13 protein-coding genes and 2 tRNA genes are annotated in these 15561 nt (G+C 44.4%); 9 read left to right on the forward strand and 6 right to left on the reverse strand.

The features are described from left to right. The first annotated feature begins 20 nt into the window (after positions 1-20). From ABR189_RS19025 to ABR189_RS19040, 4 genes are read left to right on the forward strand one after another with little or no spacing between them, the layout of a single operon-like run. On the forward strand, positions 21-1256 hold the full coding sequence (locus ABR189_RS19025; protein WP_354662054.1) for an ABC transporter permease: 1236 nt from the start codon (positions 21-23) through the stop codon (positions 1254-1256). 35 nt (positions 1257-1291) lie between these two features. Then, a complete protein-coding gene (locus tag ABR189_RS19030; RefSeq protein ID WP_354662055.1) occupies positions 1292-2470 on the forward strand; it encodes an ABC transporter permease in 1179 nt (392 codons plus the stop codon). Positions 2471-2493: 23 nt separating this feature from the next. Continuing rightward, positions 2494-3864 carry a sigma-54-dependent transcriptional regulator gene (locus tag ABR189_RS19035; protein WP_354662056.1) on the forward strand — a complete coding sequence of 457 codons (1371 nt, stop codon included), beginning with the start codon at positions 2494-2496 and terminating at the stop codon, positions 3862-3864. Further along, positions 3848-5146 (forward strand): sensor histidine kinase, encoded by a 1299-nt coding sequence (locus ABR189_RS19040; protein WP_354662057.1) that lies wholly within the window; start codon positions 3848-3850, stop codon positions 5144-5146. Before ABR189_RS19035 ends, ABR189_RS19040 begins: the two co-directional genes overlap by 17 nt. 9 nt (positions 5147-5155) lie before the next feature. On the opposite strand, the gene ABR189_RS19045 is transcribed toward ABR189_RS19040, so the two are convergent. Then, the gene (locus ABR189_RS19045) at positions 5156-6442 is read right to left on the reverse strand and encodes a hemolysin family protein (protein ID WP_354662058.1); all 1287 of its coding nucleotides are present in this window, start codon (positions 6440-6442) and stop codon (positions 5156-5158) included. Positions 6443-6541: 99 nt separating this feature from the next. Beyond that, positions 6542-7027, reverse strand: coding sequence for a hemerythrin domain-containing protein (locus ABR189_RS19050; RefSeq protein WP_354662059.1), 486 nt, complete (start codon positions 7025-7027; stop codon positions 6542-6544). 261 nt (positions 7028-7288) lie between these two features. On the opposite strand from ABR189_RS19050, the gene yiaK reads away from it, so the two are divergent. Next, the gene (gene yiaK, locus ABR189_RS19055; protein ID WP_354662060.1) at positions 7289-8272 is read left to right on the forward strand and encodes a 3-dehydro-L-gulonate 2-dehydrogenase; all 984 of its coding nucleotides are present in this window, start codon (positions 7289-7291) and stop codon (positions 8270-8272) included. Between the two features lie 68 nt (positions 8273-8340). Here the strand turns inward: yiaK and ABR189_RS19060 are convergent, their stop codons facing one another. The 4 genes from ABR189_RS19060 to ABR189_RS19075 all read right to left on the reverse strand — a co-directional run bounded on the left by ABR189_RS19060 (position 8341) and on the right by ABR189_RS19075 (position 11197). After that, positions 8341-9441, reverse strand: coding sequence for a slipin family protein (locus ABR189_RS19060; protein WP_354662061.1), 1101 nt, complete (start codon positions 9439-9441; stop codon positions 8341-8343). A 561-nt stretch (positions 9442-10002) separates the two neighbouring features. After that, a tRNA-Tyr gene (locus ABR189_RS19065) sits at positions 10003-10089 on the reverse strand. 61 nt (positions 10090-10150) lie between these two features. After that, a tRNA-Ile gene (locus ABR189_RS19070) sits at positions 10151-10223 on the reverse strand. A 779-nt stretch (positions 10224-11002) separates the two neighbouring features. Next, positions 11003-11197, reverse strand: coding sequence for a hypothetical protein (locus ABR189_RS19075; protein ID WP_354662062.1), 195 nt, complete (start codon positions 11195-11197; stop codon positions 11003-11005). A 223-nt stretch (positions 11198-11420) separates the two neighbouring features. Between ABR189_RS19075 and ABR189_RS19080 the strand changes: the two genes are divergently transcribed. The 4 genes from ABR189_RS19080 to ABR189_RS19095 all read left to right on the forward strand — a co-directional run bounded on the left by ABR189_RS19080 (position 11421) and on the right by ABR189_RS19095 (position 15519). Next, positions 11421-12176 (forward strand): hypothetical protein, encoded by a 756-nt coding sequence (locus ABR189_RS19080; RefSeq protein WP_354662063.1) that lies wholly within the window; start codon positions 11421-11423, stop codon positions 12174-12176. A gap of 253 nt (positions 12177-12429) precedes the next feature. Beyond that, complete coding sequence (locus ABR189_RS19085; protein ID WP_354662064.1) at positions 12430-13425, forward strand: hypothetical protein; 996 nt, start codon at positions 12430-12432, stop codon at positions 13423-13425. Positions 13426-13711: 286 nt separating this feature from the next. After that, entirely contained in the window at positions 13712-14293 is a 582-nt protein-coding gene (locus tag ABR189_RS19090) for an RNA polymerase sigma factor (protein WP_354662065.1), read from the forward strand. Positions 14294-14430: 137 nt separating this feature from the next. Then, positions 14431-15519, forward strand: coding sequence for a FecR family protein (locus tag ABR189_RS19095; RefSeq protein ID WP_354662066.1), 1089 nt, complete (start codon positions 14431-14433; stop codon positions 15517-15519). Positions 15520-15561: the final 42 nt, after the last annotated feature.

Raw genomic sequence — 15561 nt, forward strand, 5'->3', positions numbered from 1 at the left:
CCCTGTTTAATTTAAATGCTATGCTTAAGAACTATTTCAAAATAGCGATTGCAGTATTGAAAAGACGGAAGTTCTTTACTTTCATCAGCTTGTTTGGTATCAGCTTCACCCTTACGATCCTGATCGTAATAACGGCCTTCTGGGACCATACTACCAGTGCCAGATACCCTGACACTAAAAGAGACCGGTCACTGTATATTGTTAATATGACATTACGGGGAAGTAAAAATGGATATATGAATTCAGGCCCTGTCAGCCTCCATTTTCTGAATACCTATGTCTGTAAAATGAAAACACCTGTTGATATAGCCTTCTCTTCCATGTTCGGTCCTACCAATACCTATATCAATAATAAAAAACTGACCATCGATCTGAAATATACCAACGCAGATTTCTGGAATGTATTGGATTATACTTTCCTGGAAGGGAAACCTTATACCCAACAGCAACTCAACAATGGAGAAAGAGTGGCGGTAATATCGGAAGAGACTAAACGGAATTATTTCGGAGAGGTCCCTCATGTGGTAGGAAAATACCTGGAAACCAATAACGAGCAATACCGGGTAATAGGTGTAGTGAAAAATGTGCCTGTTACATTACCATTTGTATACAGTGATATATATGTTCCTTACACCCTTTCACAACGGGATCTGGAGGACAGGTCATTTGGAGGTAAATACACGGCTATCCTGCTGGCCAGGTCAGCGGCAGACCTGCCTGCGATAAAAGAAGAATTTAACCAGCTGATCAGAAAAATACCCTTGAAAGGAGAAAATTTTGACAAGATAAATGGGAATACAGATAGTTACCTGGAAGTTTTTACACGTATCATCTTTGGGGATGAATCGAACAACGGGGTAGGAAAATTTGTGCTGATCATGAGTTTATTTGTTTTCACCTTTATGTTATTGCCCACACTTAATCTTGTTAATATCAATATCAGCAGGATTATGGAACGTTCTTCGGAAATAGGGGTACGCAAGGCTTTTGGCGCATCTTCCGGTACACTCACCATACAATTCATTGTAGAAAACCTTATCCTTACTTTCCTGGGAGGAGTGATAGGAGTGGGATTGTCCTGGATTATCCTGCAGGTAATTAATAGTTATCAATTGATCCCGAATGCCTATCTCACCATCAATTTATCTGTATTGTTTATCAGCCTGCTGGTCTGTATCCTGTTTGGGCTGCTTTCGGGGGTATATCCTGCCTGGAGGATGTCGAGAATGCAGATTGTAACTGCCCTCAAAGCTTAGCATCCATTGTATTGATAAAATTAAAACCGCATGATATGTTGACGCATTTATTCAAACTTATCTGGAACAAAAAGAAACATAATTTCCTGCTGATCATTGAAATGCTGGCATCATTCCTGGTCATGTTTGCTGTTTTTACTTTACTGGTAAATTATTATCAGCATTATAAAGCACCTATGAACTTTGAGTATAAGAATGTTTGGGCCGTGACATATGAAAAGCCCCAGGGGGTAAATAATAAAGACTCCCTGGTGATGATTTATGAAACATTACGGAATACGCTTACTGCCATGCCGGAAGTAGAAGCAGTAAGTATTATGTCGAGTAACAGCCCTTTTTCCATGAGTAACTCCAGTGCTAATATCCGGTACGGAAAGATAAACCTGCTGATAAACCAATATTTCACGGATGATGATTTCGATAAAGTCATGGGCGTAACTATGCAGGCAGGCCGCTGGTTCTCAAAAGCAGATGCCGGTAGTAAAATAATGCCGGTGATCATCAATACTACCATGAATGAAAGATATTTTGGACAGGAGAATGCTATTGGAAAAATAATAGGGAATGAACAGGAACAGTTAAGGGTGATAGGGGTGGTAAAGACATTGAAGGAGAAAGGCGACTATGCCGCCCCTGAAATGGGGATCTACAGAAGGCCGGACAGCACTTCTTACAACTGGCTGCACCGGATGATGGTCAAAGTTCGCCCGGATGCCAACAATGCTACCTTTGAAAGCCGTTTTGCCAAAGTATTTGCCGGCAGCCTGAAAGATAGTAATGTGGAAATAGAACATCTCACAGATAAGCGGATAGCCAGGAATAATCTGACACTGGTGCCGCTGCTGGTGATGCTCATCATTGCCTGTTTTCTGCTCATCAATGTGGCATTGGGCCTGTTTGGGGTGCTATGGTATAATATCAGCAAAAGGAAAAGTGAAATAGGACTGCGGAGGGCGCTGGGAGCCACTGGTCCGGCTATATCTCTGCAAATGGTAAGTGAAGCACTGGTATTATCTACACTGGCAGTGCTGGTTGGTGTATTTTTTGCAATCCAGTTTCCCTTGCTGAATGTTTTTGACCTGCCGGCCAATGTGTACTTTAAAGGCATTGCCTTATCCGTTATTTTTATCTACCTGTTAGTCATCATCTGTGCCTTTTATCCGGGCCGGCAGGCGGCTAATATTTATCCGGCAGTGGCATTACACGAAGAATAAATAACCTTACTTTTACTTCAGGTATGATACTGATTATTGATGATGACATTGCGGTAAGAACTTCTTTATTGCTGCTGTTGCAGCAGGCGGGATACGAAGCGGCGGGTGTAAGCACGCCGGAAGAGGCGCTGCTCAGTATCCGGGCCAATCCGCCTGCACTGGTATTGCTGGACCTTAATTTCTCTATCGATACTTCCGGTAAGGAAGGCATGACTTTATTAAAACAGATCAGGCAGCAGCAGGCTGCCCTGCCCGTAATCCTGATTACCGGATGGGGAAGTATCGCCCTGGCAGTGCAGGGCATGAAGCTCGGGGCTAATGATTTTATCAGCAAACCCTGGAATAATGATAATATCCTGCAATCAGTAAAGACCCTGCTGCAGTTACAGCATAAAACCACACATCATACCCGTAAGCAACTGGATGGCTTGTATAATTTTCAGCACATCATAGGAGAAGATCCTAAAATGATGGACATTCTGGAAACGATCGGGCGTGTGGCCGCTACAGATGCTTCCATTCTTATCATGGGGGAAAGTGGTACAGGAAAGGAACTGATTGCAGAGGCCATCCATCAGAATAGTACCCGCCGCAATAAACCTTTCATCAAGGTAAACCTCGGCGGGATCTCCACTTCCTTATTTGAAAGTGAAATGTTTGGTCATGTAAGAGGTGCTTTTACTGATGCCCGGTACGACCGTACCGGCCGTTTTGAAATGGCGCACAAGGGTACCATCTTTCTGGATGAAATAGGCGACCTGGACAGCAGCAGCCAGGTAAAGCTATTACGGGTGCTGCAGGACAGGACCTACGAAGTGCTGGGCAGCAGCCGTACCAAAGTGGTAGATACCCGCGTAGTATGTGCTACTAATAAAAACCTGCATGAAATGGTGGCGTTGGGTACTTTCCGCGAAGACCTGTTGTACCGCATTAATCTGATCACAATCCGGCTGCCGGCATTGCGGGAACGTCCTAAAGATATCCCACTACTGGTAAACGGGTTTATCCATAACCTCCGGGAAATGTATAGCCGTCCGGCCCTCAACGTTACATCCGATGCCATGAAATGGCTGCAGCAACTGCCATTGCCTGGTAATATCCGCCAGTTGAAAAATCTGGTGGAACGGGCTATACTGGTTAGTAAAACTGACCAGCTGGATACAGCTGCTTTCCGGTCACAACTGGAGCTGTCGCCGGTAAAAACCGGTAATATCCAGTTGCCCGGTGTAGGCACTATCACCCTGGAAGAACTGGAAGTGGGTATGATCAGAAAGGCCATGATGTTTCATCATAACAAAATTGCAAAAGCAGCAGTTTCACTGGGAATCACCCGCAGTGCCTTATACCGGCGGCTGGATAAATACAATATTCCATACGATGAAACTTCGGACTAAATATATCCTCTTTGTAATTATCCTGCACCTGGTTACCCTGGGGCTTACGTTTGTTATTTTTAAGGAAAACAAACTGTTGTTCCTCGTAGCAGAAGTATTTATCCTGATATCAGTATGGATTTCCTGGCGCTTGTACCAGCAACTCATCCAGCCATTGCAAATGCTTACGCAAGGTGTGGAAGCGATCAAAGACCGGGATTTTAATGTGAAGTTCCTGCCCACCGGCAAGTACGAAATGGACCAGCTGATAGAGGTGTACAACAACATGATAGATCAGCTGAGAGAAGAGCGGGTAAAACAGGAGCAGCAGCATTTTTTCCTGGAAAAACTGATACATACCTCTCCTACCGGTATTATCATCCTCGATTTTAATGATCATATACAACAGGTAAACCCTGCTGCGCTGGCATTGCTGGGAATGACGGCGCATGCGCTGCAGGGGCGGCGGGTACATGAGCTGTCGCATCCTGTTTTACAGCAGATAGCATTATTGGAGTCCGGTAAGTCGGGTACAGTATCTCTTACGGGGATGGCTACTTATAAACTGCAGAAATCCCATTTTATTGACCGGGGATTTCCCCGGCATTTTATCATGATAGAAGAACTGACCACTGCCATCCTCGCGGCAGAGAAGAATGTATACGGGAAAGTGATCCGTATGATGGCACACGAGGTGAATAATACGATCGGGCCGGTCAACTCTATTATACATTCTACGCTGGGTGCCGGAGCGCTTTGGGCGGATGGCCGGCAGCAGGTATTAAAGGAAGCCCTGGAAGTAGCGGTGGCCAGAAATCAGAACCTCAATATGTTTATGCGCAACTTTGCCGACCTGGTGAAGTTGCCTGTGCCAGACAGAAAGCCGGTAAACCTGCATCAGCTGATCCATAATGTAACCCGGTTGATGCAGATGAAAGCAACAGAAAAGCAGGTACAGTTTAAATTTGAAATGCCTGACGTTTCATTCCCCGTACTGATAGACGAACAGCAAATGGAACAGGCTTGTATCAATATTGTGAAAAATGCAATTGAAGCGATTGAAGATACGGGAACAGTCACCTTTATCACTGATCCGCGTACCCGTCAGCTGGTAATTACGGATAATGGGAAGGGCATCCCGGACGAACATAATGAATACATCTTCTCTCCTTTTTTCAGCAGCAAAAGAGACGGACAAGGTATTGGCCTTACCCTGGTGCGTGAAATCCTCCTCAACCACCAGCTGTACTTCTCCCTGAAAACAGTGGCGCCCGGCAATACCCGGTTTGAGATCAGGTTTTAAGCATCGCTATTAGGATAATACTACCTGCACTCTTTCGGCAGAGCGTTTGAACATTTTGAGAATGGTGAGCTGATAACCTTCTACCTGCAGTACTTCGCCTTCCGTAGGGATACTGCCGTGATAGTAGGCAATAAGGCCGGATAAAGTATCATAATGGTCACTTGCCGGCAATGGTTTGGGCAGGTATTCGTTGATTTCTTCTATATTCTGGTGGGCATCTACAATAAATGTCTGATCGTTTACCTGTTGTACGATAGGTTGTTCCTGGTCGTGTTCATCCTGTATATCTCCTACCAGTTGCTCCAGTACATCTTCCATGGTTACCAGTCCTTCCGTGTCACCAAATTCATCCGTTACAATGGCCAGCTGTTGCCGGTTCAGCTGGAAGTTGCGCAACAGTACCTTGATCTTCATGCTGTCCGGAATATAAAATACCGGGCGCAGGATATCTTTTACAGCCTTTACTGTCTTTTCATGGATGCCCTTTACGAGGTCTTTGGTATAGATCACCCCAATCAGTTCATCGATGCTATTGTTATATACCGGGTAGCGGGAGTAGCCTTCCATGATCACTTTATCCACCAGTTCATCAAAAGGCATGGCAGCATCCAGTGCAATGATATCCTTACGGTGGGTAAGGATGCCTTTTACGCGGCGGTCGTCAAAATCAAATACGTTGTGGATGAGTTCCCTTTCTGTTTCTTCAATAGCCCCGCCTTCCTGGCTTTCTGCGATGATCAGCTTCAGTTCCTCTTCAGAGTGGATATCCTGCTCCTTTGCCGGCGGAATACCTATCATACGTAGCAGGAAGTTGGCTAGTCCATTGAGGAGCCAGATGAACGGACGGAAAACGATATAGAAGATCTGCAGAGGGATCGCTACCAGCAAGGTAGTCGAAGCCGGTTTACGGATAGCGATGGATTTAGGGGCCAGCTCTCCAAATACGATATGCAGTACAGTAATACAGAAGAAGGCTACCGGGATAGCTATTTTATGTGCGGTAGAGGCAGGTATGGAAATATGTAAAGCGTCGAAGGTAGTCAGGATGATTTTGGTCATCATCTCCTCACCTACCCATCCCAGCCCCAGGGATGCCAGGGTAATACCCAGCTGGGTAGCAGCCAAATAACCGTCCAGGTTGCTGGTCACTTTTTTGGCCGCAGCCGTTACATTCTTGGATAAGCCACTTAAATTGCTCAGTTGGGTGCTCCGGACTTTTACGATGGCAAACTCGGCAGCTACAAAAAAACCATTCAGAAAAACAAGGAATATAGTTAGAAAAATTTCAAATGTCATTATATGAATGAGATTGGACGAGTGTAAGTTAAGTAAATATTATAATATTAGTAAGGGCTTGATACACTCGTCCTGCCAATCATAACCGGCTACCTCCTTTTACAAGGTAGCGGGCCAGTTCCAGAACTCATCCCGGTAGTCGTCTTTCAATGGTTCATCTGTCAGCTGTTCTCCTATGGCTTCCAATTGTTCCTGGCTGAGCTTCCTTTCCAGGTAAGGGAACAACTCCCGCTCTTCATATCTCACATGATTGTCCACCGAATCGGCCAGTATCGCCAGGTCCTTCGGAAGATCTTTGGCACTGCTGCCCGCTAAGGCAGCTATCTGCTTGCTGATATATTGATGGTCCAGGATAGCCCGTTGTACCATCTTGTCGGATAGCGGCGCAAATAATACCGCTTCCTCCTGCCGGAAATGCGATTGCAAACAATGCGTCCAGAAGTATTCCACATACTGCCGGATACGTTCCCCCGCTACATTCTTCTTAATTCCCTGTCTTATTTTCCAGCAGAAAAGCAGGCTGAAATGATGTTCTCTGGAGAAGGTAAGGATGCTCTCATGCCGCTTGAGTGGTTTAGTTGCCATAGTCTTATAGGTTTAAGATAAAGGCGATGCGCGCTTTTACAGGAACAAAGTTACTACATTTATGAATAATAAAGGATGTTTATGTCTTTTATAGAATAGCACTTTATAGTAATACTACCGGTAGCAGATTTTACTGAACCCTGGATTTTATAGGTGATCAGGTTAATTTGCGGAATAGTGTCTCACTTTTTGAAAAGCTCCCTGCTGATCTTTCCGTCAGGAATTTGTACTTTGAACAGCAGAACAAAATATTTCCTCCTCATGCGTATCCCATTTGAACAGCTTAAACAGGAGTTTAAGAGAGTATTGTTAAAGTTGTCTTTTCCGCAAGAAAAGGCGGAAGCCTGTGCCCGTATCTTTGCTGCCAATAGCAGGGACGGTGTGTACTCTCACGGGCTGAACCGTTTCCCTGTTTTTGTGGAGTACGTGCAAAAAGGATTGATTCATGGAGATGCGGAGCCGGTATTAATAGAAACGATTGGGGCTATAGAGCGATGGGATGGGCAGTATGCCCCTGGGATGTATAACGCCTCCTTGTGCATGGACCGGGCGATAGCATTGGCAAAAACACATGGGATTGGTTGTGTGGCGGTAAAAAATACCAATCACTGGATGCGTGGTGGTACATACGGCTGGCAGGCTGCAGAGGCAGGTTGTATTGGTATTTGTTTTACGAATACATTGGCCAATATGCCCGCCTGGGGTGGTATGAATCCGGTATTGGGTAATAATCCGCTGGTAATTGCGGTACCGCGTGCCGGAGGGCATGTAGTGCTGGATATGGCGATGTCGCAGTTTTCTTATGGGAAGTTGCAGGAGTATGAATTGAAGAAAGCACCATTACCGCTTCCGGGAGGATATGATGAACAGGGAAACCTGAGCACAGACCCGGTTGCTATCCGCAATACAAAACGTACCCTGCCTGTTGGTTTCTGGAAAGGTTCCGGACTGTCTATGATCCTGGATGTGATGGTGGTAGCACTCAGCGGAGGCCGCTCTACAGCACAGATCACCAGTGGAGTAGATGAAGTGGGATTATCACAATGTTTTATCTGCCTGCACCAGCCGGATATGCACGAAGGGTTGATAGAAGAGATTATAAATTTTACAAAAAGCAGTACACCTGCTGAGCCGGGCGGGCAAGTAACCTATCCCGGAGAGCGCACCCTGCAAACCCGTCTTAAAAACGAGGCGGAAGGTATACCGGTGAATGAAACAATATGGCAACAGGTGAAAAATATGTAACCCTGATAACGGAGCTAACGCAAGAAAAAAGGAGCTGGCTACACGAAGTAGACAGCTCCTGGTATTTGCTATTTCTGGGGAACAAATATCTGACGTAACTGGTCTATTAATACACCATTACCATTTACACTGATGTTGGTAATCTTTTCTGCGATCTTCTCCACATATTCCATCTCCTTCAGTTTGAACAGCATAGGATTATCCTCCATCAATTTGGCGGTATTTAACAAACTACGGGTGCTGGCCGTTTCTTCCCTTCGCATGATGATATTGGACTGTGCCTTTTTTTCGGCGATCAATACCTGGTTCATGATTTCTTTCATTTCACCGGGCAAAATAATATCACGGATACCGAAACCGGTAATGGTTACACCCAGCTGTGCGGCAGCAACACTCACCGCTTCCAGGATATAAGGGCTTAAGGTGTCTTTCTTTTCCAGTAATTCATCAAATCCAAGTCCTGCAATATATTCCCGCAGTGCTAACTGGAAGAGGATATATAACTGGCGCTCATAGTCCTTGTTCTGCAACAATGCTTTTTCAATATCGGCCACTTTATACTGTGCCCAGGCATTAATACGCAATGCTGCTTTATCCCTGGTCAGTATTTCCTGCCCGTTGATTTCTACCTGCAACTGGCGGATATCTACCTTACCTACATAAACAGGGATATTGTTTTTCCACCAGTAGTATACCCCTCCGGGCAATACCTGTACATATTTACCATCTACGAACAGCAATGCCATTTCGTGGTTTTCCACAACATAGCTGCGCACGTAAGGTGCCAGCATTTTATGAGACAGGGTAGCCCGGTCTATGTCTTCGGTAATATCAGCTTTGCTGATATCTGCGCGGACAAATGTATACCTGATCACGCTTTCCCAATAGGGATAACGACCGGCAGTTAATACCTGCTTCAGTAACCCATTTTCATATTGCAGTACAATTTCAGTATCTGCTACCTCTACTACATGCAACAACCCGGTTAAGGCGGCATCTGCTAAGAGGATGTTCAGTTCGCAGGGGGCATAGAAAGGTTTGGTAGTATCATACACTTCCATTTTTTCACCAGGCATTAACCAATACCTGCCTGCTTTGACTGCATGGTGGTAAACACCCCGCTTAAATACCAGGCCAACCTGATAAGCGTTGACCAGAACTCTTTTCATTGTTTTAGTTTTTAAAATTTCAAATTATAAAAGCCGGTGCCATTGCCATTTAGTATACACGGAAACAGATTTCAATGACGGGAAGTGTAGCAGTGATATTACTTTTACAGTGCTATCCACTGTTAAAACAGCTGGTCAGTACTACCTGCCATGATCATTTTTACACCTGCTTGCGGAGTGCTTGCCAAATTGATATAAACAATACGGACATTGTTTCATCTCGGCAGCTAACGCCGGCTTTTAAAGTGAGCGCCATTTTTAAGGAAGTAGCGCATACTTCCGGAGCATAACCGTTATGCATCTCTTGCTTTGAAGAGGCAGGATTCGAACCTGCATATGTTATCCGTTGCTCTACCCCTGAGCTACAGGCTTTCACCCGGAAGGATTCGAACCTTCGACGCACAGAATCGTGGTGGGCACGCCTCCATTGCTGCAATAGCATACAGCTAATGATCATTACTGCACTGCAGGGCTATACAGAAACCCATGCCTGGTTTGCAACAACAGGTATGTGCCCATCTTCCCGTTAAGGAAGCTCTTGCGTTAATGCATGCATTAACCTGGTGTGAGTGGTAAGATTCGAACTTACTATGTCCTTAGACGATGGTTTTACAGACCATTGCGACACGCCAGCTTCGCCGCACTCACATTGATTTTACAACTGTTCAATCACACTGGTTCTGATTTTTAAACTGCAAGTTGTAAATAGTTGTCCTGGCTGGAATTGAACCAGCAACCCACTGCGTATAAGGCAGTTGCGCTAACCATTGCGCTACAGGACAAACGGTGTTAACAGTATTGACTAAACGCTAATTGATATGCACAAAAAATCCCGGTTGTATGATGCAACCGGGATTTTTTATTCCTGCAACATAAGCAGTGCTTATGTTAGGACATGCCCCGGTTGATCATCATCGCGATACTGCATAAAATGCTGGTAGCATTTTATGGATACCTGTTGATCATGCCTGATTGTAAAGCGTATATATCTTAATGTCACTTAGTACATTGTTTTTAGTATTAAAAAGATGTCTGGTATAAATGTTTTACAGCACAAAAAAGCCCCGCAATCTCTTGCGGGGCCTGTGTTATATCGAATTAGTTATATCAACTTATTCTGCAGCATAACATGCCCCCGCAATCAGGATAGCTTTCTGTAAAGCAAATCCGGTTGGTGAGAATAGTATGTAATTGTATACGTTGCATGTTTACTGTTTTGTGATTTTTTTAACGGTGCAAAGATGTGATTATTTTTTTGATATATACAAATTTTTGAAAAATATTTTTTTAATAACATGATCGTATTATAACGTAAACGAGCATATTAAAATTGCAAATTGGCATTAATGACTTTGTTGTCTTTAAATCAGAAAATACTCATGAGGTACCATATGTCAGCAATCAGGCAACGTGGGGCAATTATGCCACACAGGTACCCGGTATCGTATGTGAAGTGGGCGGGGCGTGCATTGAAGTATGCTTAAAGCATAGTTAAAGCATAGTTAGAGCATAGTTAAAGCATAGATAGAGCATGGATAGAGTATGAATAGAGCATAAAAGGCTATACCATGATTTCATACAGAAGGTTTGCATCAAAACCTGTATACTCACAAAATTCTGCTACGGTTACAAAGCCGCCTCTTTTTTTACCATGCTTTTCGCGGATCTTTTGGAGTAATCTCCTTGCTGTACGGCCTTTGTAGCCGGTTAATATTTCAACGTCTTTGCTATATACTACTGCACGTTTGATGTTCATTTTGTACCATTTTTTCCGTTTTAGACCGCTTTTGGCCTATTTGGCCTTTTCGTTTTGTGTGAAAAACAGGCTGAACTACTTTCGTTCTATCAGTACTGAAAGTACAGAATTTTAGCGAATTGACCGACTGCAGCGGAAGAAGAAAAAAGATTTTGTGCGGCAGCCAGAAACGGGCATGGCTTTAAATAAACGCCTTATTACTAAAAAAAATAAATTAATGACTATGGCTAAGCAAAGTGGATTAGTTCAGTTTGAAGGTACTATAGGAAATATTACCTTTTTTAAAACAAATGACGGCTTTAAGGCCCGTCAAAAAGGGGGGATTAGCAAAACCCGCATGAAGACAGATCCCGCTTTTGAAAGAACACGGGAAAACTGGGCCGAATTTGGCCGCGCAGGAAAAGCAGGTAAGCTGTTGCGTAATGCTTACGCTTCCCTGATAAAGCAGGTGGCTGATAAGCAGATTATGAGACGGCTTATCCGCGAAATGGTTAAAGTGGTCAAGGCAGATGCTATCAACATCAGAGGGGCCAGAAATGTAATGGATGGTGAAACGGCATTGCTGCAAGGCTTTGAGTTTAACCAGCACAGCCCGCTAAGCACTGCGCTGAAACTTAACACTGTCAATACGATAGACCGTGCTACCGGCACACTACAGGTGGATGTACCTGCTATTGTACCAGGTACGGATATCGTATACCCCACGGAAGCTACACATTTTGTGATCTCCATTGCAGGGGCAGAAGTTGACTTTGAAAGTGGCAGATTTGTCAGCACCATAGCAGATAGTGGTATGCTGTCTGTTACAGATGCACTGGTGCCGGCCATCCAGCTACATACACAGGTAACAGCGGCAAGTACGCATCCTTTGTTCCTGGCACTGGGCATCGCCTTTTTCCAGGATGTCAATGGTGCGGCATACCCGCTGAATAATGGCGCCTATAATGCGTTTCAACTGGTAATGGTATCAGGACAATAACGGTACGTTTTGCCATCAACCGGAAACCGGAGCATCGTAAATCCGCTGAGGTGATGTGGAGCAATTATACCACACAGTATAATGGCGCCACTGACACTGATGAGGTAGTGCTCCGGTTTTCTATTTCAATAATGTGAATAAAAAGAACTTGCTGTTAACCTCTGGTTAACTCATTTTTTTTGCAATTAAACTTTCTTTTGCAAACTGATAATTTATTACTCAATGGTTTGTTTAACCACCAACTTTTTTGAACATGAATTACATCAAACAACTAAATGCTTTTACAAAGAAAATGGCAGGTGACGAAAAGATAAACCCTAACCATCTGGCCCTCTACCATGCATTGTTCCAGCAGTGGAACTACCAGCGGTTCGCACCCGTATTTGCCATCAGAAGAGAAACAACATTGCTGCTGAGTAAAATTGGCTCTGCTAAAACGTACTATAAATGTTTGAAGGAACTGCAGGCTGGTGGGTATATCAAATATTATCCGGCCACAGGTAAATATGCACGGGCAAAAATAAGTATGATAGTATTACAGGAAAATGAAACAGAAAAACAACCCGCTATCTTCTGCAACAATGGGCATGAAGACCTTGGACTTTCCCTGGCGTGGGAAGAAAACCTGGAGGAGCTGCCCGGCTTAAAGGAGGAAGCACCAGCAATAACTGACACGTGTAGTAATATGGATACACATAGTGCTACGGGTGTAGAGCAGGACTGTACTAACTCAAAGGTGAACAATATACCACCGATAGGTAGTATATATACCACCCTCCAGGTGGACAATATACTACCTGGGGATAGTAATAATGACCCTATATGTGAGGCAGTTTTACCTCACTCTTTAATTAAACAGAAAAAAATTAAAGATTTTAAAAGTGAGTGTGTAAACGTTTTTAAACGTGGGCACTCACACACAGATAACCAATCATTTTTTTTGAATCAGGAAAAAATACAGCAACACACACCGGCCCCTGTGGAGCATTATTACCCCACATTGGAAGAGGTGATCACTTTCTTTAAAATGCATCTGTTTTCGGAACTCGAAGGAAAAAAATTTCATTACCACTATGATAAAGAAGGCTGGAAACTGGCAGGTGCCAAACCTATCTCCAACTGGAAACGTGTAGCACAGAAATGGATGTCAAGAGTAAACAACCTGCCGGAAAATATCAGAATGAGCCTGAGTTATTTTAATCCGGCACTATATACGGATGAACATAGAAATTTTTCCAAACCTCTGTAATCCTATTATTTCCATATAGCTTTTAGGGCCGCAGTTAATAGTCTATAAAAATAGTGCACTAACTGGGCCGCTTGTATTACCTTTGCAAACTGATCTACAACCACGGTATTACGAATCTGCTACCTACCCGGCTAAAATATGGAAATGATAAACACTGTTTCCTGTTTGCCAGAATGGTACACCTACTAAGCTCTGAAAAGGCAAATGGATACGGCTTCCGGCTTTCTCTTTCTTCCTTTCCAGCTTTTTTGTAGATTTATACCGTGTTTAGTACCAGAAAGTAGTTATGACAGTGTATGAATTATATGATGAAAAACGATTATTTGCCCATATTGCATTGGGTGATGAAGCGGCTTTCAGGGTACTGTTTGACCGCTACCGCACCAGGATCTACGCCATTGCTTTTAAACTCACCAAATCAGCCCCGGTAGCGGAAGAAATTGTACAGGAAGTGTTCCTGTCCATCTGGCTGAACAAAGAAAAATTTGAAGATGTAAAGGATACTTCGGCCTATATCTTCTCTATGGCCTACCATAAAGTGTTCTATTACCTTAAAAAAGTTTCCCGGGAAGCCGTACTGCTCGAAACCATCATTGCCACGATGAATCAGGAGGTGAACAGCACCGAAGAAACAGTAGCCGTGAATGAAAGCCGCTGGATCATTGATAAAGCGGTACAGCAGCTCCCTCCCCAGCGGCAAACGATCTACCGCCTCAGCAGGCAGGATGGACTAAGTCATGAAGAAATTGCCCATCAGCTCAATATCTCCCGCAATACCGTCAAAAATCAACTGGTACAGGCACTGCGCTATATCCGGGTATGCCTGCAAAAAGGAGCGCTTTTCCTGCTCTGGTTCCTCATGGATTAATCCCCCTGAAAATATTTTTTCCCGCCGGATAGTCCTTTTGCCTTTTACAATACTCTACTGTTATAGAGGGGGCTTTTATTCCCCCTATAGCTTACCCGGCCTTTCATCATCCATCGTTCACCTGTCAAACTATTGCTATGATGCCAGATCAAAGCAGGATCCAGTTCCTGCTGCAACAATATACTGCCGGTTCGGCTTCCCCGGAAGAAACCAGGGAACTGTTCGGATGGATTCGTATGGCCGATGATGATGCGCCTTTAAGGGCGTATATGCTCGGCCTCTGGCAACAAACGGCGCCGAATACCGAATTCCCTTCGGTCAACTGGGATGATATGTTCAGCAGTATTGTGCACCGGTCTCAAACAGGCCCAAAGGAATACGTGGCTCCTGCAGCTACCCGGAATGCCAGCAAGGAAATACCGGTCCTGCCACAAAGCCACACCCGGCTGGATACCCGTGGCAGGGCCTGGAGGATGGTTGCAGCTGGTATAGCCCTGGCTATACTGGCCATAGGCGGCTATTGGCTCACCAGGTCTGAAAAAACACCTCCTCCGGTAGCGCAGCAAACAACAGCGCCGGTAAAGGAATACGCAGATCATACCCAGCACCTGGTACTGCCGGATGGTAGTACCGTCATCCTGCACAAAGGAAGTACCCTGCAATATCAACCCGGCCTGTCCGGAAATAACCGGGAAATAAGCCTGGACGGAGAAGCCTATTTTGATATCAAACCCGATCTGAGCCGCCCATTTATTATCCTTAGTCATAAATTAAAAACAACTGTACTGGGTACGGCCTTTAATATCAAAGCTTTTGAAAACGATAAACATATAACGGTTACAGTTACCCAAGGCAAAGTAAAGGTGGAAGACGAACGGAAAGTACTGGGAATAGTACTGCCCGACAAACGCATGGTGTACGATATACAAACGGCTACGGCTTATCAGGAGGGCGTTGCTGCCGGAAAAACACTGGATTGGGTGAGGCAGGACGTGATCTATGAAGCAAAAACATTTGAATTTATCGCCGGAAAAATCAGCCTCCGCTACCAGGTACCGGTAAAATTTGATAACGAAGCATTGAAAAACTGCCTGATCACAGCGTCTTTCAGCGGTACAGAATCATTGGACGAAATGCTTACCGTAGTGTGTACTGCGCGTAATGCTACTTATACCATCAGCAACGGAACAGTCACCATTCATGGAAAAGGCTGTAACGATCATTAAAAATGAACTGTCAACCAATATGCAACTAACAAAGGAGTAAAA

Origin of the sequence: Chitinophaga sp. H8, from assembly GCF_040567655.1 — a bacterium.
In the GTDB taxonomy this organism is placed as follows: Bacteria; Bacteroidota; Bacteroidia; order Chitinophagales; family Chitinophagaceae; genus Chitinophaga; species Chitinophaga defluvii.